19 protein-coding genes are annotated in these 23,889 nt (G+C 63.9%); 11 read left to right on the top strand and 8 right to left on the bottom strand.

The genetic code is table 11. The annotated features are described in order from the left end of the window. Positions 1 to 10: 10 nt before the first annotated feature. Together NKH54_RS12860 and NKH54_RS12855 are read left to right on the top strand one after the other, a co-directional pair. A complete protein-coding gene (locus NKH54_RS12860; protein ID WP_023669035.1) occupies positions 11 to 1,384 on the top strand; it encodes an MlaD family protein in 1,374 nt (457 codons plus the stop codon). A gap of 37 nt (positions 1,385 to 1,421) precedes the next feature. Continuing rightward, a complete protein-coding gene (locus NKH54_RS12855; protein ID WP_502907511.1) occupies positions 1,422 to 2,063 on the top strand; it encodes an ABC-type transport auxiliary lipoprotein family protein in 642 nt (213 codons plus the stop codon). 315 nt (positions 2,064 to 2,378) lie between these two features. Here NKH54_RS12855 and NKH54_RS12850 read toward each other — a convergent pair whose 3' ends face one another. Continuing rightward, a complete protein-coding gene (locus tag NKH54_RS12850) occupies positions 2,379 to 8,588 on the bottom strand; it encodes a kinesin (protein ID WP_353028336.1) in 6,210 nt (2,069 codons plus the stop codon). Positions 8,589 to 8,901: 313 nt separating this feature from the next. On the opposite strand from NKH54_RS12850, the gene NKH54_RS12845 reads away from it, so the two are divergent. The 3 genes from NKH54_RS12845 (at position 8,902) to NKH54_RS12835 (ending at position 10,854) form a co-directional block, all read left to right on the top strand. Then, positions 8,902 to 9,240 (top strand): Hpt domain-containing protein, encoded by a 339-nt coding sequence (locus NKH54_RS12845; protein ID WP_023706163.1) that lies wholly within the window; start codon positions 8,902 to 8,904, stop codon positions 9,238 to 9,240. Positions 9,241 to 9,397: 157 nt separating this feature from the next. Continuing rightward, positions 9,398 to 9,718, top strand: coding sequence for a 2Fe-2S iron-sulfur cluster-binding protein (locus tag NKH54_RS12840; RefSeq protein ID WP_023673507.1), 321 nt, complete (start codon positions 9,398 to 9,400; stop codon positions 9,716 to 9,718). Positions 9,719 to 9,822: 104 nt separating this feature from the next. Then, positions 9,823 to 10,854, top strand: a complete 1,032-nt coding sequence (locus NKH54_RS12835; RefSeq protein ID WP_023715858.1) for an NAD(P)/FAD-dependent oxidoreductase — start codon at positions 9,823 to 9,825, stop codon at positions 10,852 to 10,854. A gap of 20 nt (positions 10,855 to 10,874) precedes the next feature. Here NKH54_RS12835 and NKH54_RS12830 read toward each other — a convergent pair whose 3' ends face one another. Together NKH54_RS12830 and NKH54_RS12825 are read right to left on the bottom strand one after the other, a co-directional pair. Next, positions 10,875 to 12,359 carry an MDR family MFS transporter gene (locus tag NKH54_RS12830; RefSeq protein WP_023754921.1) on the bottom strand — a complete coding sequence of 495 codons (1,485 nt, stop codon included), beginning with the start codon at positions 12,357 to 12,359 and terminating at the stop codon, positions 10,875 to 10,877. Positions 12,360 to 12,592: 233 nt separating this feature from the next. Beyond that, positions 12,593 to 13,213 carry a DUF922 domain-containing Zn-dependent protease gene (locus NKH54_RS12825; RefSeq protein WP_031208961.1) on the bottom strand — a complete coding sequence of 207 codons (621 nt, stop codon included), beginning with the start codon at positions 13,211 to 13,213 and terminating at the stop codon, positions 12,593 to 12,595. Positions 13,214 to 13,361: 148 nt separating this feature from the next. On the opposite strand from NKH54_RS12825, the gene folP reads away from it, so the two are divergent. Genes folP through folK form a run of 3 tightly spaced genes read left to right on the top strand, consistent with a single transcriptional unit; the run spans position 13,362 to position 15,086 of the window. Continuing rightward, positions 13,362 to 14,207, top strand: coding sequence for a dihydropteroate synthase (gene folP / locus NKH54_RS12820; RefSeq protein WP_353028334.1), 846 nt, complete (start codon positions 13,362 to 13,364; stop codon positions 14,205 to 14,207). Between the two features lie 17 nt (positions 14,208 to 14,224). Continuing rightward, positions 14,225 to 14,584 (top strand): dihydroneopterin aldolase, encoded by a 360-nt coding sequence (gene folB, locus NKH54_RS12815; protein ID WP_023673502.1) that lies wholly within the window; start codon positions 14,225 to 14,227, stop codon positions 14,582 to 14,584. After that, on the top strand, positions 14,568 to 15,086 hold the full coding sequence (gene folK / locus NKH54_RS12810; protein ID WP_023685987.1) for a 2-amino-4-hydroxy-6-hydroxymethyldihydropteridine diphosphokinase: 519 nt from the start codon (positions 14,568 to 14,570) through the stop codon (positions 15,084 to 15,086). The genes folB and folK overlap by 17 nt, the downstream gene beginning before the upstream one ends. Here folK and NKH54_RS12805 read toward each other — a convergent pair. Both NKH54_RS12805 and NKH54_RS12800 read right to left on the bottom strand, forming a co-directional pair. After that, positions 15,083 to 15,631, bottom strand: coding sequence for a DUF924 family protein (locus NKH54_RS12805; RefSeq protein ID WP_023673500.1), 549 nt, complete (start codon positions 15,629 to 15,631; stop codon positions 15,083 to 15,085). The two genes, folK and NKH54_RS12805, sit on opposite strands and share 4 nt — an antisense overlap. Next, entirely contained in the window at positions 15,631 to 17,478 is a 1,848-nt protein-coding gene (locus NKH54_RS12800) for a monovalent cation:proton antiporter-2 (CPA2) family protein (protein ID WP_353028332.1), read from the bottom strand. The genes NKH54_RS12805 and NKH54_RS12800 overlap by 1 nt, the downstream gene beginning before the upstream one ends. A 160-nt stretch (positions 17,479 to 17,638) precedes the next feature. Here NKH54_RS12800 and NKH54_RS12795 point away from each other — a divergent pair, with 160 nt between their 5' ends. From NKH54_RS12795 to NKH54_RS12785, 3 genes are all read left to right on the top strand, one after another. Then, on the top strand, positions 17,639 to 18,628 hold the full coding sequence (locus NKH54_RS12795) for an AraC family transcriptional regulator (protein ID WP_023688656.1): 990 nt from the start codon (positions 17,639 to 17,641) through the stop codon (positions 18,626 to 18,628). A gap of 59 nt (positions 18,629 to 18,687) precedes the next feature. Further along, positions 18,688 to 19,896 (top strand): MFS transporter, encoded by a 1,209-nt coding sequence (locus tag NKH54_RS12790; protein ID WP_023688655.1) that lies wholly within the window; start codon positions 18,688 to 18,690, stop codon positions 19,894 to 19,896. A gap of 174 nt (positions 19,897 to 20,070) precedes the next feature. Then, on the top strand, positions 20,071 to 20,346 hold the full coding sequence (locus NKH54_RS12785) for a hypothetical protein (protein ID WP_353028330.1): 276 nt from the start codon (positions 20,071 to 20,073) through the stop codon (positions 20,344 to 20,346). Positions 20,347 to 20,689: 343 nt separating this feature from the next. Here the strand turns inward: NKH54_RS12785 and NKH54_RS12780 are convergent, their stop codons facing one another. The 3 genes from NKH54_RS12780 to NKH54_RS12770 form a co-directional block, all read right to left on the bottom strand. After that, positions 20,690 to 21,238, bottom strand: coding sequence for a hypothetical protein (locus tag NKH54_RS12780; protein WP_023673495.1), 549 nt, complete (start codon positions 21,236 to 21,238; stop codon positions 20,690 to 20,692). An 82-nt stretch (positions 21,239 to 21,320) separates the two neighbouring features. Then, entirely contained in the window at positions 21,321 to 22,385 is a 1,065-nt protein-coding gene (locus NKH54_RS12775; RefSeq protein WP_353028328.1) for a YcjF family protein, read from the bottom strand. After that, entirely contained in the window at positions 22,382 to 23,860 is a 1,479-nt protein-coding gene (locus NKH54_RS12770; protein WP_353028327.1) for a YcjX family GTP-binding protein, read from the bottom strand. The genes NKH54_RS12775 and NKH54_RS12770 overlap by 4 nt, the downstream gene beginning before the upstream one ends. Positions 23,861 to 23,889: the final 29 nt, after the last annotated feature.

Genomic DNA, 23,889 nt, shown 5'->3' with positions numbered 1-23,889 from the left:
AAGTGGGGCAATGGAAACCAGAGCCAACTACGTCATTGTCGGCATTTTCACCCTGGCTGCAATCCTGGCGGCGTTCGGGTTCGTCTATTGGACCGCCCAGATCGGTGATCGCGGCGAGACGGCGGAGCTGCGCGTGCGCATTCAGGGTTCAGCCTCAGGCCTCGGCCCCGGCAGTCTGGTGCTGTTCAACGGCGTCAAGGTCGGGGTGGTCAAGCGCGTCTATTTCGACCGCAATGACCCCAATGCCGCCATTGCTACGACCGAGATCGACCAGACAACGCCGCTCACCAAATCGACGCAGGCCGATATCGGCATCGCCAGCCTTGCCGGCCAGGTCAACATCGAATTGAAGGGCGCCGATCCAAAGGAACCAAATCTGCTGGAAGAGGCGGCAAAGGAAGGCAGGACCGCCGAGATCGTCGCCAATCCATCGGCGGTCACCAACCTGCTGCAGACGGCGCAGAATATCTTCACCCGTGCCGACAAGGTGCTTTCCGAACTCGAAGGTTTCACCAGGGATGTGCGCGGGCCGCTGACCCAGACCGTCAAGAACGCCCAGACATTTTCCGATGCGCTGGCCAGGAATGCCGATGGCATCGACAAGTTCCTGACCGCCGTCAGCGCGCTGTCGGACGAGTTGAAGGGTGTTTCCGGCAAGCTCGACGGCACACTGAAGGCTGCCGAAGGCCTGCTCAATGCCGTCGACAAGGACAAGATCAAGAGCATCGTCGCCAATGTGGACGCCGTCACCGCCAATCTGAAGGAGACCAGCGGACAGCTCGACGGCGTGATCAAGAACGTCGATACCGCGGTCGGCTCGGTCAACGATTTCGCCAAGCGCACGCAAGGCACGCTGGCAAAGGTCGACAATGTGCTCGACGGCATCGATCCGGCACAAGTGCGCGTGGCGCTCGCCAACATTCAGAAGGCCAGCGAAAATGCCAACAAGGCCGCCGCCGACATCGCCAAGGTGACCGACAAGTTCGCCGACCGGGCCGACGACATCGACGAGACGATCAAGGACGCCAAACAGCTTGCGTCGCGCCTCAACGATGCCTCGGTGCGCGTCGACGGCATCCTGAAAAGGGTCGATACGCTGCTCGGTTCGGGCCAGGCCGACGGCGTCATGGCCGATGCCAGGGACACGCTGAAGTCGTTCAAGCAGGTCGCCGACACGCTGAACGCCCGGCTTGGCACGATCACCGACAACATCGCGCGCTTCTCGGGCCAGGGCCTGTCGAATGTCGAGGCGCTGGTCCAGGACAGCCGGCGTTCGATCAGTCGCATCGAAGAGGCGGTGACCGATCTCAGCCGCAACCCGCAGCGCATCCTGTCGGGCGGCGACGGCGAGGTCCGGCAGTTCGATGGCAGGGCACGGCGTTGACTTCCGTGCCCGCCCGCAGCAATTACATGGACCGCGGATGCGGATTCATCATACGATCCGGGGACAGTGGGGATCACGCGTGACGTTCGGGTTGGGTGGGTATAGATCGGCGGCCGTTTTGCTTGGCCTGACGCTGGCTGGTTGCGCGGCATTGGGAGGCAAGCCGGCGCCGCTCGATACGTTCGAGCTGTCCGCCCCGTCGATCGACGCCCATGGCCACAGCCGCCGCCAGATCCTGATCGCCCAGCCATCCGCGCTCAAGGCGCTGGACAGCCAGAACATCGTCATCAAGCCGTCAGATCGCTCGATCCAGTATCTCAAGGGCGCGCAATGGGCCGACCGGCTGCCGCTGATCGTGCAGGCGAGGCTCGCCGAAACCTTCCAGCGCTCCGGAAGCTTTGCCGGCGTCGGCAAGCCGGGCGAGGGGCTGGCGATCGACTACCAGGTGATCGTCGAGATCCGCTCCTTCGAAGTCCGCGTCAATGGTGGCGAGCATGCCGAGGTCAATCTCTTCGTGCGCATCCTGAACGACCGCAACGGCGAGGTGCGCGCCTCGAAGAGCTTCACCGCATCCGCTCCCGTCTCGGGCGGCGGCAATCCGGCCTATGTCAGCGCGCTCGACAGCGCCTTCGGCGAGGCGGCGAAGGATATCGTGGGCTGGACGGATTCGGTTATCTGAGCCGGTCGAGGCTTCGAACGATCGTTCGTCGCGTTAAGCCAGCACTCGACCAAACATCGCAGGTCCGCGCTGACCCTCATTGCGCTGCCGGGCATTTCTCCCCGTATAGTGACGGGAGAAAGAACGCCATCGCCAATGATTTCGCCAATTGTCACCGTCGCAGTATGGCGGCGAGGCTGATGCCATCTCCCTTCACCCCGTCGCTATACGGGAGAAGGTGCCGGCAGGCGGATGAGGGGCAGCGCAGACCGACGATTTTGCACAAAGAAAAGGCGGGAACTTCCCGCCTTTTCTGTGTCTGTGGTGTCGCCTCAATCAGTGCAAACGGCCGCTCGCATGGGCCAGCATGGTGTAGACCTTGCCGGTGTCCGACGTCAGGTAGGTCTGCGCCATGATGTTGTCGCGGTCGTTGCGCGAGACGTCCTTGAGCAGCTTCTCGAAATCGTCGCAGTAGCGGTCGACGGCGGCGCGGAACTCCGCCTCGGCCTGATATTTGCGGCGGATTTCGTCAAAGGTCTGCTGGCCCTTGAGCGTGTAGAGGCGGCGCGTGAACACGTCACGCTCGCCGCGCCGGTAGCGGTTCCACAGCTCGATAGAGGCGTCGTGGTCGATCGCCCGGGCGATATCGACCGAGAGCGAGTTGAGCGACTCCATGACATGCAGGGGCGAGCGCTGGGCGGGAGCCGCGCGCGGTGCTTCCGCGGGCGCTGCCGGCGTGGCGACTTCCTCCTCGCGCGATGCTCCGGTCAGGAGATCGCGCACCCAGCCGCCTTGCGGCGTGCGGGCGTTGGCGTCGCGCTGGCGCGGTGCTTCGGCGGGGCGTTCGATATCGAGCGTGCCACGCAGGCCGCCGAGCGGCGCCTGCGGAGCAGGGCGTTCCGGCTGTGGCGCCGGCGGCGGGCGGCGTACCGGCTCGGCCGGGCGCTGCACTGGCGCCTGAGGCGCCGGGCGCAGGGCGCGCGGTTCGGCATTGTCGCCGCCACGTCCCGATTTCGCAACGATATCCGAAAGTTCCTTGAGCGCGTTGATCTGCTCGGCAACTGCACGGCGGATCGCCGAGGTCGATTCCTTGGCCTCTTCCGGCATTTCGATGACGCCCTTCTTGAGCTCGGCGCGGGTGAGGTCGAGCTCGCTCTTGATCGAGCTTGCGGTGCGCCGCATCTCCTCGGTCGCATCGGCGAACCGGCTGGTTGCCGAATCGACCACTTCCGTTATGGCGATGCGGATCTTGTCGGCTGATTCCAGCGTCTTACCTTCGGCATTCTGCATCGTCTGGCCGACAAGGTTTTCGAACGAACGCATCACCTTCTCGAGGTCTTCCGACTTCTTGACCAGGCCGACGGCGAGATCTTCGAGCGACGATTGCCGCTCAAGCGTGTGCTCCAGATTGCTCTGCGCCGAGCTCAACAGATCCGAAGCCGAGGACAGCAAGCGGCTGTGCTCGTCGAACTTGGTGGCGATCGAGGCCACTTCGCGCAGGGTCGACGACGACAGTTCGGTAAGCCGCGTCGTGTTCGAATCGACCAGGCGTGCCGAGCTGGCGAAGGTCTGCGCCGCCTTTTCGGTGGTTGCCGCGAAGCTTTGCGTGCTGCCGCTCAGACGTTCGTCAACCTGGCCGAGGTTGATCGCCGCCTGTTCGATCAGCTCACCAAGCTGCGAGCTGGAGACGCTCATGCGGCCGATGAGGTCGGCGACGCTATCGGCGAGCGACGAGCGCGCGCCTTCGACGGCCGACAGCGTTTCGGCGGTGCGGCTGGCGAGCGCGTTGACGAGGGCGGCATTTTCGCTGCGCAGCTTCTCGGTCGCGCGTTCGGTGACCTCTTCCATGCTCTTTTGCAGTTCCGAGCCGCCCTGGGCGAAGCGCTCCACCAGCGGCCGCGCGGTTTCGTCCAGGATCTTCGCCATCTCGGCCGAACGCGCCGCCAGCATCGTATTGAGCTCGCGGGTATTGGTGCCGATGGTCTTGGCAGCGTCGTTGGTGCTCTGGCCGATGTGCTGGCCGACCGCGGTAAAAGTCTCCGCAATCGTGTTGGCGCGCGAGATCAGTTGAGCTTCTGCGCTGGAAACCTGCTCGTTGAGCTTCTGGCCCATTGTCTCCGTCGTATAAAGAAGGCGGTTCTCGACGCTGGCGACCTGTTCCTCGACGCGCGAAGCTGCGGACGCAACGCTCGCGGCCAGCCGCTCGTCGGCCCCGGCAAGAGCCTGCTCCATCTCGCGGGCGTGGACGGCAAGTTCCTGGCCGGTCTGGCGTGCACGTTCGGCAACACGCTGCTCGGTGCTGGCGAAGGCGCCAACGATGTTGTCGGCATGCTCGCCGATCGTCGAAGTGGAGTCGGCGATGCGCGACACCAGGCGGTGATCGGCCTCGTCGAAGATGCGGCTGATCTCGGTGGCGCGGGCTGACAGCGCGTCCGAACCCTCGGCGATGCGCGAGATCAGCTGTTGGTCGGCGGCGTCGAAGATGCGGCCAAGGTCGGAGGCGCGGGCGGCCAGCGCTTCGGCGGATTCGCCGATGCGCATGCTCAGCCGCTGGTCGGCGCCCTCGAAGTTACGCAGGATGTCGCCGGCGCGGTCGGCCAGCGACTGCGCCGTCTCGACCGCGCGGGCGACCAGCTTCTGGTCGGCGGCGTCGAACGTGCCGGCGATCTCGCCGGCGCGGGCAGCCAGCCGTCCAGCCGTTTCTTCGGCGCGGGCGAGCAGCGAGTTCGACGTCTCGTCATGCCGGGCAAGCAGCACGCTCGTTGTGTCTTCGGCGCGAGCAAGCAAAGCATTCGTCGTATCCTCGGCGCGAGCAAGCAGGGCGCTCGATGTGTCCTCGGCACGTGCGTGCAGACGGCGATCCGCGTCCTCGAAGGTGCGGGCGATGTCCTCGGCCCGGGCCAAAAGGGCGGCCGAGGTCTGCTCGGCACGCTCGGCGATCTTGCGGTCGGCATCACTGAAGGCAGCACCGGCCTGTTCGTGCAGCGCGCTGGTGACTTCCATCACCTTCTCACGGAGCGCGCCGGCAACGAAGACGGCGCTCTTTTCAAGCACGCTGCGGACATTGTCGACACCCACCGACAACGCGCGCTCCATGGTTCCGGCGCGCTCTTCGATGATGCCGGTCTGCTTGCTGAAGGCCTGCTCGATTTTCTCGACATCGGCAGCGATTGCCGCCGAGATATCGGTGCTTCTGCCGGCAATCTGGTCGATATGGCCCGACAGAGAGCGGTCGACGTCCTTGCGTATGTCGGCGAGCTTTGCCAGATCGTCTTCCAGCGCCTGGGTCAACATGTTGCGGCCTTCGGCCAGCTTGCCGACATGGCCGGCGATGATGTCGTCAACCTCACCGCGGCTTGCCGACAGCTTCTGCAGGTCGGCTTCCAGCGCACGTTTCAGGATGTCTCGGCCCTCGGCCAGCTTCTCGACCTGGCCTGCGACCAGTCCGTCGATGCTCGACCGGCTCTCGGCCAGCTTGGCGAGGTCGTCCTCGAGAGCCTTCGACAGCGTCGCGCGATCCCGGACGAGCTTGTCGCTGTGACCCTCGATCAGGCTGTTGACATTTTCCAAATCCGCTTCCAACACCCGTGCGAACTCGCCACGGTTTTCGCTCAGCTTCTGCGACTGGTCGGCAATGGCGCTCCTGATCGCATTGAGATCGGCTTCGAGCGCCCGTGTGAGGATGTCTCGGCCCTCGGCGAGCTTCTCGACCTGTCCGGCGACCAGCCCATCGATGTTGGAGCGGCTCTCCGCCAGCTTGGCGATGTCGTCTTCCAGTGCCTTTGAGAGCGCCGAACGGTCCTGGACGAGCCTGTTTTGATGATCGGCCATGATGCCGCTGACATTGTGCAAATCGTCCTGAAGCGCCTGGGATAGCGTCGAACGATCCTGGACAAGCCGGCTCGAGTGGTCGGTGATCAGGCTGTTCACATTCTGAAGGTCATCCTTAAGCGCCTGGGATAGCGTCGAACGATCCTGAACAAGCCGGTTCGAGTGGTCGGCGATCAGGCTGTTCACATTCTGCAGATCGGCCTCCAGTGCCCTGGAAAGCTGACCGCGCTCTTCCGCCACCTTGTCGGAATGACCCGCGATGGCACCCTTGATGGTGTTGAGGTCGGCTTCGAGCGCGCGCTTGAGGATATCGCGCCCCTCGGCCAGCTTCTCGACCTGGCCGGCGACCAGCCCGTCGATGCTCGACCGGCTCTCGGCGAGCTTGGCGAGGTCGGCCTCGAGCGTCTGTGACAACAGGCCACGATCGTCGGCAAGCCGGCTCGAATGGTCGGAGAGCAGGCCCCTGATGCCGGATAGGTCGTTCTCCAGCGCCTTGCTGAGTTCGGTGCGGTCCTCGGCCAGTTTCGCCGAGTGGTTCTCGATCACGCCCTTGATGCCGATAATGTCGTTTTCGAGCGCCTTGGTCAGGATGGCGCGGCCTTCGGCGATCTTTTCAACCTGGCCGGCGACCAGCCCGTCAATCGACGCGCGGCTGTCGGCGAGCTTGCCGAGATCGGCTTCCAGGGCGCGCGACAGAATGTTGCGGCCTTCGGCCAGTTTACCGACATGTCCGGCGACCATTTCGTCAATCATCGTACGGGCTTGCACCAGTTTTCCGGAGTCTTCATGCAAAGCCTGGTTGAGCCGGTTGCGGCCTTCTTCAAGCCGCTCGAGATGGCTTCCCAGCGACGCGTCGATGGCGGCGCGCGACTCGTTGACCTTGCGTAGATCCTCTTCCAGGGCGCGCGAGATCAGGTTGCGGCCTTCGGCCAGCTTCTGCACCTGGTTGGTTACGGCCGCATCGATGCCGGCGCGGCCCTCGGCGAACTTCGCCAAGTCCGCCTGCATGGCAGCCGCCATGCGTTCGCGGCTTTCGGACAGCTTGCGGCTGTGGTTTTCGACGGCGTCCTCGATGCCGACGCGGGCATCGGCAAGACGCTGGATGTCGGTGTCGAATGAGCGCGACACGACATGGCGGGCGGCTTCCATCCGGCCAGCGAAATCGCTGGCGCGGGCTTCGAGCATCGACGAGGTCGACGAGACGATGTCGGCCATGTCGGCGCCGATCTGGGTCTTGCCCTGATCGATCATGGCCGACAAATGATCCTTGCTCTCGGCAAAGGTGTGGGCGATCTCGCGGGCGCGCTCGACCAGCGTTTCGTTGATCTGGCGGGCGCGCGCCTCGAGCGCGGCGTTGAGCTTCTGCGTGCCGGTATCGAGTGCTTCGGCGCGGGTCTGGAATTCGCTGATCAGCGCCTGGCCGCGCTCGGCCAGCGTCCGCTCGATGCCGTTCAGGCTGGACTCGAATTCCGAGCTCAGGGTGCGGGCGGCTCCGCCGAGCAGCGACACCATACCGGTGGTGCGGTCGTCGAGCAGGTCGGTCAGCGACCGGGTTAGGCCGTCTGTGGTGTCCGTCAGCTTGGCGATGCGGGTGTCGAGCAGCGAAGCAAAGGCTTCGCCCGATGTCGACAGCCTGTCGGTGATCGAATCCAGCCGGGTTTCGACCGAATCGAAGATCGACATCGAGCTTTCATTGATGCGGTCAATCAGCGTGTCGCCGGAATTGGTGATCGTCATCGACAGCTTGGTCGACGCGTTGAGGATAGAGTCGCGAATAATGTCGGAGGCGGCGCCGATCTCGTCCTTCAGCGTTTCATGCGCGCCGGTGATCGAGGCGCGCACGCGCTCGGCATGAGTGACGACGGCTTCGCGCTCGCTGCCCAGCCCGTCGACCAGCGACCGGATGCGCGATTCATTCTCCGAATAGGAGCGTTCGATCTGGTTGACCTCGCTGTGGACCAGAGTTTCGAGCTCGACGGCGCGCGCCAGCGTGCGCTCGATGCCTTCGCCCATCGCCGCCACTTCACGGCGAACGGCCTGGCCGATCATCATCACGCGGTCTTGGGCGAGGTTTTCCGGCTCCGCCAAGCGGAAAGCCACCTCCGTCATCGACTGCGCGGCAATGCGCATTTCCTGCGCGCGGCGGATCATCGCCGCGAAGGCCCAAAACAGGACGACCGGTATGATTGCCGCGATCGCCAGGCCGATCAGTTCAGGGCGGGCCAGGATTTGATCGAACGTACGAATTTTCCAGATGCTGGGGCCAAACAGCAGATTGGCGAGGCCGCCGGCGCCGGCGATCCAGGCCAGCGACACGAACGCCACGACCCAATAGATCGTGCTCGACGCGCGCCGGTTGAGGCTGTGCAGCAGCGTCTTGTAATCTTTTTGGCGGTCATCGTTTGCCGGCTTGAAGCCGGCTGGCTGAGCGCTGTTGCGCGATTCGACCGGGCGCAGCTCGGCGGGCTTGGCTGCCGGCTTCGCACTCTGGTTTTGTTGGACGGGCGCGTTTTGAGCGGGGGCGGGCTTCTGGGGGCGGCCTTCGCGCGCCAGTTCGTCCGCGGCCTGCGATATCTGCGCTTCCAGATCTTCCATCGACGCCGCAATATCGAGATCGCCGCTGCCGTCTCCGCTGAGATCGAGGTCTAGTGCCTTTTCGAGTTCCCTGGCTACGTCGCTGTCGAGAGTTCTGGTCGTCGTTGGTTTCTTCGCCATGCCTTCGCTACCCTGTACTAGCTGCCGAGGGACTTCTTATTTTTGCCTGATTCTGGCTCGTCTTATCCCACGCAGGAGGCTGAAAATGGACCTTCGTATCGTAATGACACACAGGGGTAAAGAAAACATGCATTCCGCGAGATACGTAAAACTTTAAATATAAGGTTAACGACAACGTGATCTAACCGCCTCAGCGGCAACAATTTTCCAGCCCATTCATTAACGCGTTGGCGACGGAAATCGCTTAGTTTTTTCGGCGATCGGCACAAGGAGTTTCAAATTGGTACGCGGTGAAAGCGGCATTGCCTTCTCAATGCCGGGCGGCGATGCGTCGGGACCGGCCCGTTCGCGCCCAGTGGATCTGGCCCACCTGGCCCGTCAGACAATGGGCGATCGCGCCCTCGAACAGGAGGTATTGGCACTGTTCGTACAGCAGGCGCTTTCCGTCCGGGACAGAATAGTCGATGCCGACGTCAGGGAGCGACTGCTTCTGGCGCATGGGCTGAAAGGTTCGGCGCGCGGGGTCGGCGCCTTCGCCATCGCCGACTGCGCCACCTCGATCGAACAGCAGCCGGAAGATGCGCGCATCCTCAAGCGCCTCGGCGCCCTGATCGAGGAAGTGCGCGATTTCATCGCCGCCATCAGCCGGTAATGGCTGCCGCTCGGCAGCGGCCACCGGGATGAATCGACGGGGCCAGGGCGTGCTTTGGCCAGCTTTCCGAAAAAACGTCACAAAGCGGCGCTTTCGCGCGGCAGTTGACTTGTCCGGCGGAGTGATTATCTCGGCTGGGACTCCCTTCAGGTGACAAATGACCAAGCTGACCTTCATTGCCCATGACGGCACTCCTTTCGATGTCGAGGCCGAAAACGGCTCGACCGTCATGGAGAATGCGATCCGTAGCGCGGTGCCGGGCATCGAGGCAGAATGCGGCGGCGCCTGCGCCTGCGCGACCTGCCATGTCTATGTCGACGAAGCCTGGACGGCCGAGGTCGGCGAGCCGGAGGCGATGGAAGAGGACATGCTGGACTTCGCCTATGACGTCCAGCCGAACTCGCGGCTGTCCTGCCAGATCAAGGTGCGCGACGCGCTTGACGGCCTCGTCGTGCGCGTGCCGGCTCGCCAGGGTTGATCTCCCGTACCATCTGATTTTTCCCGCCGCCGCTTGGCAGCGGGCCAATGCTCATGCAGTCTCGCGCCAGTTTCGCCCCAGTTTGACAATGAGGCTCGCCTGGCATGACCGATATAATCAAGACGGACGCACTCATTGTCGGGGCGGGGCCGGTCGGCCTGTTCGCCGTGTTCGAACTCGGCCTCTTTGACATGAAGTGCCATCTGATCGATATCCTCGACCGGCCCGGCGGCCAATGCGCCGAACTCTATCCGGAAAAGCCGATCTACGACATTCCAGGCTGGCCCTCGATCTCGGCGCAAGGGCTGGTCGACAAACTGCTCGAGCAAATTCACCCGTTCAAGCCGGATTTTACCTTCAACCGCATGGTCTCCAGCCTGGAAAAGCTGGACGACGGCTCATTTCGGGTCACCACCGACGAGAACGAGGTGTTCGAAGCCAAGGTGGTGGTGATCGCCGCCGGTGGCGGCTCGTTCCAGCCCAAACGGCCGCCCATTCCCGGCATCGAGGCCTATGAGGGCAGGAGCGTCTTCTATTCGGTGCGCCGTATGGAGGAATTCCGCGGCCACGACCTCGTCATCGTCGGTGGCGGCGATTCCGCACTCGACTGGACGCTGAACCTGCAGCCGGTGGCAAAAAGCGTGACACTGGTCCATCGCCGGCCGGAATTCAGGGCGGCGCCCGACAGCGTCAACAAGATGTACGCCATGCAGGAGATGAAGCAGCTGGAGTTCCGGGTCGGCCAGGTGAGCGGCCTGACCGGCGCCGATGGCGAGCTGGCCTCTGCTACCATCAAGGGCGGGCCCGACGGCGACATCGAGGTGCCGTGCACGCGTATGCTGCCGTTCTTCGGCCTGACCATGAAGCTGGGCCCGATCGCCGAATGGGGGCTCAACCTTCATGAGAACCTCATTCCGGTCGATACCGAGAAATTCCAGACCTCCGTGCCAGGCATCTTTGCCGTCGGCGATATCAACTGGTACCCAGGCAAGCTGAAGCTGATCCTGTCGGGTTTTCACGAGGTGGCGCTGATGGCGCAGGCCGCCAAGCGCATCATCAGCCCCGGCGAACGCATCGTCTTCCAGTACACGACGTCGTCGACGAGCCTGCAGAAGAAGCTCGGCGTCGTGGAGTAGGTCCTACAGGGCTTTCCGGATCACTCCACCAGAACGACCGGCGCCTCGGCGTCGTCGCGGCCGCGCAGTGACTTCTCCGGCATCAGCGCCAGCGTGATCAGCGCCAGCACGAGCGTGACGGCCGCGGCAAGGAAGATCATCATGAAGGGCGTCGCCGAGACGATCTGTCCGGCAGCCGGCGCGCCTTCGCCGGCAAGCGGCAGGCCATAGCCGAGCGCGACGGCGCCGAGCATGGCGACACCGAGCGCGCTGCCCAGCGAACGCAGGAAGGTCAGCGCGCCGGTGGCAACGCCGAGATGCGCGCGGTCGACGGCGTTCTGCACCGATACGGTGGCGACCGGGAAGGTGGTGCCGCTTCCAAGGCCGATGCAGATGGTCAAGAGCTCGACCACCAGCAGCGAGGCGCGGCCGGCGACCAAGCTGAGCACGCCAAGACAGATAATGGCGAAGAGAACGCCGACCATGGCGATACGCTTGTAGTGGAAGAAGCGCGGTATCGTGCGGCCGCTGAACGTCGCGCCGGCGACCGTTCCGAGCAGCAGGCCGAGCATGGCAAGGCCCGACTGGCTGACCGACAGGCCGATGATCGACTGCAGATAGACCGGCAGGTACACCGACAGGCCGATATTGGCCGCCTGCAGCAGAAACATCGACGCCGTGCCGGCAAGCACGATCGGATTGCTCAGCACTTCAAGCGAAATCAGCGGCTCGGCCGCACGCATCAGCCTGAGCGCGAACGCACCCCAGAAGACCGCCGAACAGGCGAGCAGGCCGACGATCTCGCGGGAGACCCATGGATAGGCGCTGCCGCCCCAATTGAGGGCCAAAAGCAGCAATGCCGTCGCCACCACCAGAAGCAGCGCGCCCAGCGCGTCGATGCGATGCCGCTTTGCGGCGACCGGCAGTTTGCGCAGCGGCTTGTTGATGATGGCCATGGCCAAGATGCCGAGCGGGATATTGATCCAGAAGATCAGCGACCAATGCAGATGTTCGGCAAATCCGCCGCCGAGCAAAGGCCCGGCGATGCTGGCGACAGCCCAGGTGCCCGAAATCCAGGCGGCATAACGCGCGCGTTCACGCGGCGGCACCAGGTCGCCGATGACGATCTGCGCCAGGGCGAACAGGCCGCCGCCGCCCGCACCCTGGATCGCCCGGCCGACAACCAACACGAACATGTTGGGGGCCATGGCGCTGACCAGCGATCCCAGAAGGAAGATCAGGATCGCCGCATAGACGGTCGGCCGGCGGCCATAGACGTCGGAAATCTTGCCGTAGAGCGGCGCCATGGCCGTCGCCGTCAGGAGATAGCCGGTCACGATCCACGGCAGGTAGTCGGCATGGCCGAGCGAACGCCCGATGGTCGGCATGGCCGGCGCGACGATTGTTTGGTCGAGCGCCGCCAACAGCATCGACAAAAGGATGCCGGCGATGATGACGTTCTTCTCGCTTTCCGTCAGCGGTGCGGCGGGAGGCAGCCTAGCCGGCTTGTCGACAGCTTGGTCCATATCATTTCATCCATAAAGTTTGAGAGCGATTGCGCGGCGCCAAATGGCCGCTCCGCTACGCGCCGCCTCAATTGGTCTTGATCTGGTGTTTCGAAGCTCGCGCCTTGCCAGCCTGACATATCTTGCGAGCCTGACATATGTCGTCCCGTTTAGGCCGATTTCGACCTATGCCCGAAAATTTTCTGGGGCTGGCCTCATGTTTCGGCAGAATTGGCTTGGTATCAGTCCGTGTTTCAGCCGGGCGGAAGCTGGCCCTTCTCGACGCGCTGCATGCGGTAGCGCAGCAGCCGCAGGATGCGGCTTTCGAAATTCACGCCTTCCACGCGGTCGAAGCGCAATTGGTCCTGGTCATGCCTGGCGAGTTCGGCCGCGGTGATCTGCGCCGCCTTCGCCTTTGCCCCGGCGCAGGTCTTTTGCGCAAAGCTCGCGTTCAGCGCGTCTTCGAGCAGACGGCCGTGGTTCTTGGCGATCTCGACATGACGCTCCTCATGGCGCTTGATGTCGGCCGACAGCGTGTCCCAGAACAGTCTGACATCGGGATCGGCCTTGCGCGGCCTGCGCCACTCCGGAAGGATGACCTTGACCTTGACGGTAACGGCGGCCTTGGCGATGCGGCAGGTGTCTGCGGTTTGCGCGTAGCTGATGCGGGTGGTGAACGCCATCTGGGTGGCGCCTGGATGCCGCATCCCGGTGCTTTTCACCTCGGGTCCATGCTTCGACAATTGCGTCTCGATGTCATCGAGCGTGCTGCCGCCGATGGCAAAATAGCTGTAAGTCTTCACCAGATTGGCAGCATTCGCCGGCAGGACGGTCAAAGCCAGCATCAGGGCGCAGAGCAGGGGTCGTTTCATCATGTTGCCTCTTCACTCACCTTGCTTTACGGCCGTTGCCGGCGCAACGGAATTGATCTTCCACCGATCACGCATCGTTGATGGATTGCAAGCGCTCGATGAGCCACATGCCAATGAGCCACATGCCAATGAGACACATGGTTGAAGGACAATGACGACAAGGCGATGGCAACTGGCGCATAAGTGCCATCTCGACTTTGGCGAGAAAGCCATTGTGGTCGGCATTCTCAACGTCACGCCCGACAGTTTTTCGGATGGCGGACTGTTCATCACGCCTGACCAGGCGGTGGCGCAGGCGCACCGCATGGTGGAAGAAGGCGCCGCCGTCGTCGATATCGGCGGGGAATCGACGCGCCCCGGCGCCTCGCCCGTGACGCCTGAAGAAGAGCGGGCCCGCATCCTGCCGGTCATCGCCGCGCTCGCCAGTTCAGGCGAAGCCCTGATTTCGGTCGACACCTATCGCGAGGAAACCGCGCGCCTCGCCGTCGCCGCCGGCGCGCATATCGTCAACGATGTCTGGGGCTTGCAGCGTGAACCCGGCATCGCCCGCGTCGCCGCCGAGACCGGCGCCGGACTGGTCATCATGCATACCGGGCGCGGGCGGCAAAAACTGCCCGACGTCATCGCCGACCAGTTTTTGTTCCTCAAGGCTTCGCTGGAAGTCGCCAGGCGCAGCGGCGTTGCGGACGATCATATCGTACTCGATGCCGGCTTCGGCTTCGCCAAGGAGACGGCTGAGGAAAACCTCGACCTGATGGCGCGGTTTTCCGAGCTTAAGGAGCTCGGTTTTCCCTTGATGGCCGGCACCTCCAGAAAACGCTTCATCGGCACCGTCACCGGCCGCGAAGCCGGCGCGCGCGCCGCCGGGACGGCAGCCACCAGTGTCATTCTGAGGCTGAAGGGCGCCGATCTGTTTCGCGTCCACGATGTCGCAATCAACGTGGACGCACTGGCGGTCGGCGATGCTATGCTGGCGCGCGAAAAGCCAGGACGCTGAGCCCAGGACACTAAGAAATGTACGTCATCCGCATGAAGAACTGCGCCTTCTTTGCCCGGCACGGCGTGCTGGATGAGGAAGAGGCGCTTGGCCAGCGTTTTTATGTCGATGCCGAGTTGACGGTCGAGCCCAGCCGCCCGCTGGAGGATGATTCCATCGAGGACACCGTCAATTACGGCATCGCCTTCACGGTGATTGAAAAGATCGTCACTGGACATCGCCGCTTCCTGATCGAGGCGCTGGCGCTCGAAGTGGCGAAGGCGCTGACTTCACGGTTCCCGCAGATCAGGAAGGCCGAGATCACCGTGCGCAAACCCAACGCACCGGTGCCCGGCGTGCTCGATTATGTCGAGGTGACCGTTGTCTGGCCAGAGTAACAATAACACGGTCTATCTCAGCCTTGGCGGCAATCTCGGCGATCCCTCGGCCTCGATGGCGGCGGCGCTGCGCCTGCTCGACGCCGACGAGAGCACGCGCGTCGTCGCCGTCTCCTCACTTTACCGCACGCCGCCCTGGGGCAAGCTCGACCAGCCGGATTTCCTCAACGCCGCTGCCGAAATCTCGACCTCGCTGGCGCCAAGGGCGCTGCTCGACCTCTGCCTCGAGGCCGAGCGCAAGCTGAAGCGGGTGCGCGAGGAGCGCTGGGGTCCGCGCCTGATCGACATCGACATATTGGTGTTCGGCGACCGCACAATCCACGAAACCGGGCTGGAGGTGCCGCATCCCCGAATGGTGGAGCGCGCCTTCGTGCTGGCGCCCTTGGCAGAGATCGCGCCGGATCTGGCGGTGGGCGGCAGGAGCGTGACCGAGCGGCTCAGCGCCGTCGATACGTCAGGCATAGAGCGGCTGGCTTCCGGCCGCGATTGGTGGCTGGGTTAACCGGAGAAGCCGCCGCCATCGAGAAATGCCTGTTCGTCCGCCGTCGTCTCGCGGCCAAGCATCTTGTTCCTGTGCGGAAAGCGGCCGAAGCGCTGGATGATGTCGCGGTGCTCGATGGCGTATTTCACATACTCCGGCGCCCTGGCGGTGGTGAGCTCGACCGATCTGTCCTGGTCGGCGGGCAGTTCCGAATGTTCGTAGGGCAGGTACAGGAAGACGCGCAGGTTTTCTTCCAGCGAAAGGTCATGGCCGGCCGCAATCGCCTTGGCGGCAAAGTGCCGTGCCAGCGGATCGGTGGCGTACATATGGCCTGAGCCGCGAAAGCAGTTGCGCGGAAACTGGTCGAGCAGGATCATCAGCGCCAGCGAACCCTCGGCATGCTCCGACCATGCGTCGCACTCGCGCCGCGCGGCGGCAAAGTGCAGGTCGAGAAACCTGCTGCGGAAATCCGCGTCGAAGACGTCGTTCTTCTCGAACCACGCGTCTTCGCCGGCCTCGCGCCAGAATTTGGTGACGGCGAGCGCGCGCTCATCCGATGCGGTCATCAGCTTTCCCCCTGATCGGCGGGCTCGGGCTTGTGCAGCACGCCGGCCGTCTCTTCGTTCAGCGCCTGGCCGGGCCGGCGCGGTTGCGTCAGCGGCGTCGGGATCGGCGTGCCGGTATTGCCCCTGAGGAAACGTTGCCCGGCGCGGACGCCTTCGGCCAGCTGCGTCTCCAGTCGGGCATTGTCGCGCCGTCGCACATCCTCGATGACATCGGCGACATCTTCCGGCTCGACGCCCAAAACCTCGAGCGCGGAACCGCCGAAGACGAGGGCCGATTCGAAGGTCTCGCGCAGCTGGAAGTCGACCCCGGCGCGGATGAGCGACAGGGCGGTGCCGCGATCGAAGGCACGCGCCAGGACAGTCAGCAACGGGAACTCCGCCTTGATCAGTTCCGCCATGCGCACCGTGGCGTCCGGCTTGTCGACGCAGATCAGCACGGCGCGCGCGCGGCCTGCACCTGCGGCGCGCAGAATGTCGAGCCGCGTGCCGTCGCCATAGTAGACCTTGAAGCCGAAATCGGCGGCCGCCTGTATCATTTCGACATCATTGTCGATGATCGACACATCGATGCCGCGCAACAAAAGCGGCTGGCTCGCGATCTGGCCGAAACGGCCGAAGCCGATGACCAGCACGCTGCCGGTAAGGCCGTCGGCGATGTCGACGCCTTCAAGCGACTGCTCGTCGCGCGGCGTCAAATATTTGAGCGCAATGATGGCCAGCGGCGTCAGCACCATGGAGATGATGATGATAGCGGTCAGCGTTGCGTTGGCCCGGCTGTCGATGATGCCAACCGCCGCCGCGGCCGAATAGAGGACGAAGGCGAATTCGCCGCCTTGCGCCATGATCACGGCGCGTTCCAGCGCTTCACGATGACCGCTCTTCAGCATGCGGGCGACGAGATAGATGCCGAGCGCATTCATCGCCATGTAGGCGACGACATAGACGGCGATCAGCCGCCAGTTGTCGGCCACCACATGCAGGTCGAGCGACATGCCGACGGCGAGGAAGAACAGGCCAAGCAGGATGCCGCGGAATGGCTCGACGTCGGCCTCCAGCTGGTGGCGGAAAGTCGATTCCGACAACAGCACGCCGGCCAGGAACGCGCCCATCGCCATCGACAGGCCGGAAAGCTGCATGACCAGCGCCGACCCCAGCACGACCAGAAGTGCTGCCGCCGTCATCACCTCGCGCGCCTTGGCGTCGGCCAGGATGCGGAAGAACGGATTGAGCAGATAGCGGCCGGCCACCACCAGCCCGACGATGGCGCCAAGACCGATGCCGACCTCGGCCAGCCTCTGCTGCAGGGTCATCTCGGCGCCGCCCGGCGCCAGGAAGGCGACCAGCGCCAGAAGCGGCACGATTGCCAGATCCTCGAGCAGCAGGATGGAAACGATGCGCTGGCCCTTGGGGCTCGCCATCTCGCCGCGCTCTTCCAGAAGCTGCATGACGATAGCCGTCGAGGTTAGGACGAAACCGGCGCCGGCAACGAAGGATTGCGCGATCGGAAAGCCGCCGGCGAGACCAACACCGGTGAGCAGCAAGGCGCAGACGCCGACCTGCAGCGCACCGAGGCCGAAAATCTCGCGGCGCAGGCCCCATAGCCGCGACGGCTGCATCTCCAGCCCGATGATGAACAGGAACATGACCACGCCGAGTTCGGCGACATGCAGGATGGCTTCCGATTCGGAAAAAATGCCAATACCGAACGGGCCGATGACCACGCCCGCGGCGAGATAGCCGAGGATCGAGCCCAGCCCCATGCGTTTGAAGATCGGAACGGCGACGACGCCTGCGGCAAGCAGCGCCACCACCTGAATGAGATCGCTGCCCGATGCTTCCGCTGCCATGCCTCTTGTCCCTGTGTCCGACAGCACTCCTTGCATGCACCGGGAGCGGGAGGCAAGGGCGGGAAGCCTGCCAGGATGGGTAGGGTGCCGCGGCAGCGATTCCCCGGTGGAACAACAGTCTGCGCTTGCCTGTCGGACGGCCGGTATCTATATCTGACAAATGCCTGATTATTCGTCCCGGCCGTCGCCGCTGCCACATATCCCGATGGATGCGCTCAGCGAAGTTCTGCAAGACTTTCGCTTGAGTGGCGTCAACTATGGCCGCTGCGAACTCCGGCACCCATGGAGCATAGACTTTCCGCAACAACAACTGCTTCGTTTTCACTTTGTCGGCCAGGGTCCATGCTGGATTCACACCGAAGCGCAAGGCTGGCAGGAGTTGCGCGATGGCGATCTGGTGCTGCTGCCGCAAGGCATCGCCCATCGGCTGGCGAGTGCGCCGGACGTGGTGGGCGATTCGCTCGAGGGCTGCCAGGTGATCAAGTTGGGCGGCAACGTTTGCGAAGTGATACGGCAGGGAACGGGCGCGACAAGCACCCTTTTCTGCGGCTCCATGTCTCTCGGCTCCTATGCGCTCAATCCGTTGATCACGTTGATGCCGCCTCTCATCAAGGGTTGCGACGTGGCCGGCAATGACCCGATGGTCGGCCCTTTGCTGGCGGCCATGACGGTGGAGGCCGCGCAACCGCAGATGGGCAGCGCCACCATCCTGTCGCGTATGGCGGATTTGCTGACAGCCAGGCTCATACGCTGCTGGGTCAATTGCAACGGCGCCTCGACCATCGGTTGGCTTGCAGCCATCCGCGACCCCCATATAGGGCGCGCTCTGGCGGCCATGCATCGCGACCCCGGCCACAGCTGGACGCTGGGAAGCCTGGCCGGCGTGGCAGGCCAATCGCGTTCGATTTTCGCCGAGCGCTTCAGCGCGGTATTGGGGGAGGGCGCCGCACATTATCTCGCCCGCCTGCGCATGCAGCTTGCCCGCGAATTGCTGGGCCAAAACGGCTTGTCTGTTGCCGAAGTCGCTACCCGTTTGGGCTATGATTCCGAGGCTTCCTTCGCCCGCGCGTTTAAGCGCATCACCAATGTCTCGCCAGGCGTTGTGCGCCGCACAATTCCCGGACGAATGGATATGAATTTCGGATTTTAAGGTACATAACATCCGGACGGACTCGCCTATCTAAGATCTCCAACTGTGGAGATCTTTCCGTGACTGACACAACATTACAGCTTGAAGACGCCGCCATCGGCCTTGATGCCGATGCACCAGCCGCGTGGAGCGCGGCCACATGGTTTGCGGTCCTATCATTGGCGGCCACCAGCTTTGCCCTGGTGTCAGCCGAGTTCTTGCCGGCAGGTCTGTTGACGCCGATGGCGCGCGATCTCGGCATCAGCGAGGGAACTGCCGGACAGGTCGTCACCGCCACCGCTTCCGTTGGCGCCGTGACGGCCATGTTGAGCAATGTTCTCATCGGCCGATTGAACCGCAAGGCGGTGCTGGTTGGCCTCATGGCCCTGGCGGTCGGTTCCAATATTCTTGCGGCGCTGGCGCCCAATTTCTGGCTGTTGTTGCTGGGCCGGGCCGGGCTGGGGATTGCTCTCAGCGCTTTCTGGGCACTTTCCGTTGCCGTCGTGGCGCGGCTGGTCGGCGCCAATGCGACAGGTCGAGGCATGGCGATCGTCACCCTCGGCGTCTCGCTCGCCACCATTGCCGCGCCGTCGATGGGTGCGTTGATCAGCGACTGGCTGGGATGGCGCAGCGCGATGGCCATGACGGCGGGGCTGGCCGCGCTTGCCATGCTGCTGCAGCTTCTCAGCCTGCCGACCTTGCCTGCGGCGGCAAGCAACAGCCTTGCAGACGTCTTTCGGCTGACACGGCGGCGTGGCATCCAACTCGGCATGCTTGCCATTGTTCTGCTGATGACCGGGCATTTTGCCGGCTCGGTCTATGTGCGCCCGTTCCTCGAACAGGTGACGCTCCTCACAACCGGGCCGATTGCCCTGGCGTTGCTCGGGTTCGGCATCGCCGCTGTGATCGGCAATATTGCCGGTGGCCGCCTGGCCGACACCAACATCCACATGGCCCTCGCAGTTACCGCCGCGTTGATGGCGTTTGCGGCACTCGCTTTGGTGCTTTGGGGCGCGCAAACCGGCGTTGCCTTCGGCTTTGTTACGCTGTGGGGCTTCGCCTTCGGCATGGCGCCGGTTGTGCTGCCGACCAATATGTCCCGCGCGGCGCCTGATGCGCTGGAAGCAGCAGGCAGCCTGATGGTCACTTCCTTCCAGGTTGCCATCACCGTCGGTGCGGTTGTCGGCGGTTATGTCGTGGACACCTATGGCGCTACGGGGCCTTTGACCCTAACCGCCGTCCTTGCCGCGGCGACGGCCGCACTGGCGCTGCTGCAGCCTCGTGGCTGAAACCTTGCTTCGTCTGACACGGGCGGCCTCAATCAGGCCGTCCGCGCCGTTGCAGCAGCGCTGCACAAGTTTATGCGCCGCACACGTTGCGTTTTGCCGCAATCGGCGGCTATGGGACGCCAGGCTTCGGCCGTTGGAAGGCAGCGACGATCAAGTTCTGCCTTCGTGAGGAGAATGACTGACATAAAGAAGTTTTTGCTCGTCGGCGTGGGTGTCGCCATGCTTGCCGCATCGGCCTGTTCGAAGGCGCCTGAATGCACGCAGGAGATTGCGGCCAAGAAGGCGCAGGAGATGACCGCCGCGCTGCAGGAGGCGATCACCAAGGATCCGTCCAAGGCCGCCGACCTGACCGCCAAGGTGCAGGCTGTGACGACCAAATATCAGGGCGCCACCACGCCGGCCGACGCCTGCAAGGCCTATGACGAGCTGACGGCCGCCATCAAGGGCTGATTCTTCGTTCGGAAATTGAGAAAGGCGGTGGCTCGAGTAGCCGCCGCCTTTTTTGCTGGTGTTCTTAGAGCGCATCGCGCTGACACGAAGGACGGCCGGCACGCACAGGACCCTGACACGTTGGCCTTGCTGTGGCTTGGGCCGTCGGAGACGCTGACATCGTCGGTTGCGCGCCACATGTCCGATCGCGGCAGAAAGGTGCCGCACCGAGCGGCCCGTGCTTGAGGAGCGCCGACCCGGCCGCAAGGTGGCCTGTCATTTCCCGACATCGAGCTGAGCGGAACAGCTCAGCTATCGCGCAGTGCAACCCCGTTCCGCGCTTTTTGGGGGAACCGCTTGAGAGTCAGTTTTTGGCGATGGAGCCAACTTCGACGGCATCGACGCGCTTGAGGCTCATACCGATGACCGGCACCAGCTGCTGGTCGACGCGCACGGCGATGGTCACCGTCATCGAATTGTCGTCGGGAATGCGGGCCTGCATCACGCCGCGCAGCTGGTTGCGGTTGATGGTGAAGACGACTTTGCGGGCATCGACCACGTTGCCGCCGATGATGTCCAGGCCCGACCCCGCGGCGCCGCCCATGAAATTGCCCTTGTAGTCGCGGCCCTTGCGCTCGACGGTCGCCGACATTTTCTGGGTGAAGACACCGACGCGGCAGTCGCCATCGAGCGTCATGCCGGTCTTGTTGTCCGGCGTCGAGCCGTCGAAGCTGCAGGTGAACTTCGTGCCCTTGTATTTGCCGGCGATGATTTCGCCCGGGCCGACCCATTTGCCTTCAACGGTGCGGAAGAACTGCTTGTCGGGCTCCGCTGCAAAGGCTTTCCCGGTCGGGCCCAGAGGTGCTGCAAGCGCGACCAGGGGCAGGACGCAGGACAAGATTACGCTTTTCATAGACGACACCCGGCAACAAGGAGGCTGTTGTTGGACGACCATGAACAAGATTGGTTAATGCTTGGTGACCGCGAGCGGGCGTTTACTTGCTCGAGGCGGGTGCTTCATTCTCTTTTTTGGCCGCAAACGAGGTCAGCGCCGACAGGAAATCGCCCATACCCGGCCGCCTGCCGGCAATGAAGGGCAGGGGCCGCGCCGTCTCCATGGCAGCGATGCCGATACGCGCCGTCATCATGCCGTTTACCACGCCTTCGCCGAGTTTCGCCGACAGCCGGGCGGCAAGGCCATGGCCGACGATCTGCTGGACGAAGCTGTCGCCGACGGCGATCGAGCCGGTCACCGCCAGATGGGCAAGAACGCTGCGCGCCAGCCGGAAAAAGCCCAGCGTGCCCGGCCTGCCGCCGTAGAGTTCGGACAAGCGGCGGATCAGGCGCCCGGCCTCGAACACGACATAGGCAACGTCTACTAGTGCGCGGGGGCTGACGGCGGTGACCAGCGACACGCGTTTGGCTGTTTCGAGGATCATCACCTTGGCTCTCGCATCGAGCGGCCCGAGAATCTCGGCCTCGGCCAGTCGCACCAGATTGCCGCCGTCGATGATCTCGCCGCGCAATTCGGCCAGGGAGCGCCTGCCGGCCGCGGTTTCGGGTTTCGCAGCGACAAAGGCCGAAAGCTCTTCGACGACGGCCCTTGCAGCCTTCGGATCGTCGCGCGCCACGGCATCGAGCGCCCGCTTTTGCAGTTTTTCGACCTCGGCCAGCCGGGCAATAGCCAGGAATTCCCGCACCAGCACGACCGCGAGCGCCAACACGGCAATTGCGGCCATTCCCGCTGCCAGCCACCCCAGCCACTCTGCGCGCTCGAACAGGTCGCGGATGAGTTGGTCGGTCCACAGGCCGACGGCGAGCGAAACCAGCACGCCGACCGCGCCGAAAAACAGGCTGGCAAACAGCGAGCGCCTGCGCGGCGCGGTCGCCGGCGGCGGTTCGGCGGCGACAATGTCGGGTTCGTCGAAGACATCGATCTCGGCCGGCACGACGACGGTGCGCGGCTTGCGCGGCGGCTCGGCATGGGGGCGGCGCGTTTCCTGCTTCGGTTCGGCCTCCGGCTCGATGCGGAAAGCTGCCGGTCTGCGGGCCGCGGTCATGCCAGATGGTCTCCGATCAGGAACTGCAAGGCGCGGTCGAGCCTGATATGCGGCAGCGACAGCGTGACGCCTTCGGCGGTGCGTTCGAGCTTTGGCGGGCGAAAGCGCACGAAACGGATCGCCGGATCGTCGCTGCTCTGCCGATGGTCAGATTCGGAAACGTCGAAAACCGCATCAATTTTTTCCGGCAAGTCCCCCGGAAATATCGCGGTTTCGGTTTTGCCATCGAAGGTTTCGTCGTTGATCTTCTCGCCTTTCAGCGGCGTGCCGATGATCACCGGCAGGGTGTCGCGGCCTTGCTTGACCGTGCCTTCGCGCGTCGCGCGCACCGCCGCCATGGCGACCACGTCGACATCGGCGCCGGTGAAATTTGCCCGCGCCACGGCGCGGTCGGCAAGCCGCCGCACGATTGCCTGCAGCCGGTCATGGCTTTCGTGATGCAAATGGTCGGCCTTGGTCGCGGCAACCAGGATGCGGTCGATGCGGCGTGAAAACAGGTTGGTGAGGAAATTGCCTCGGCCAGGACGGAAACAGGAGAGGATTTCGGTCACCGCGCGTTCCAGGTCGGCCATCGCGCCGGGGCCGGCGTTCAACGCCTGCATGGCGTCGATCACCACGATCTGGCGGTCGAGGCGGGTGATGTGTTCGCGGAAGAACGGTTTCACCACATGCGTCTTGTAGGCCTCGTAGCGGCGCTCCATCATCGCTTGCAGCGAGCCGGAGCGCGGCCGTTTCTCACCCTTGAGCAGCAAGGGCGCGAAGGTCAGCGCCGGCGATCCCTCGAGGTCGCCAGGCATCAGGAAACGGCCGGGCGGCAAGGTCGAAAGCGCCCGCTCGTCGAGCTTGCAGGCCTTGAGGTAGGCGGCAAAACTCTCGGCGAGGCGCCGCGCCGTCATCTCGTAGGCATCGGCATTGGGGTCGATGGTCGCCGACAGCGTCCGCCAGTCCTGCGACACGTCGGCCCGCACCGGCAGCATCGCCATCTCGAACGCCTCGCGCGAAAAATCGGCGAAGGATTTGCCGAGCAGCGGCAGGTCGAGCAGCCATTCGCCGGGGTAGTCGACGATGTCGACCGACAATCGGCCGCTGGAAAACATCCGGTTCCAACCGGAGGCAGACTCATATTCGATGGTGAGCCTGAGTTCCGAAATGGCGCGCGTCGAGTCCGGCCAGGTGCGGTCGTTGACCAGGGCGGAGATATGGTCCTCGTACTGAAAACGCGGCACGGCATCGTCCGGCTGTTCCTCGAGGAAGGCGCGCGCGATCCGGCCCGACTTCTGCGCCTCGAAGAGCGGCAGGCGCCCGCCATGGATGAGATTGTGGACGAGAGCCGAGATGAACACCGTCTTGCCGGCCCGGGACAGGCCGGTGACGCCCAGCCGAAGCGACGGCGAAAAAAGCCCGCTCGCACGCCCCGACAGCGTATCCAGGGCAATTCTCGCTTCGTCGGTGAAAGTGGTCAGCGATGATGCCAAAATCTGTTCTCTCAGGCGTGCTCTTGCGC

The organism is Mesorhizobium sp. M1004 (assembly GCF_040318795.1).
In the GTDB taxonomy this organism is placed as follows: Bacteria; Pseudomonadota; Alphaproteobacteria; order Rhizobiales; family Rhizobiaceae; genus Mesorhizobium.
Note: the sequence above shows the minus strand (reverse complement) of the source record. Positions and strands in the feature narration are given on the sequence as shown.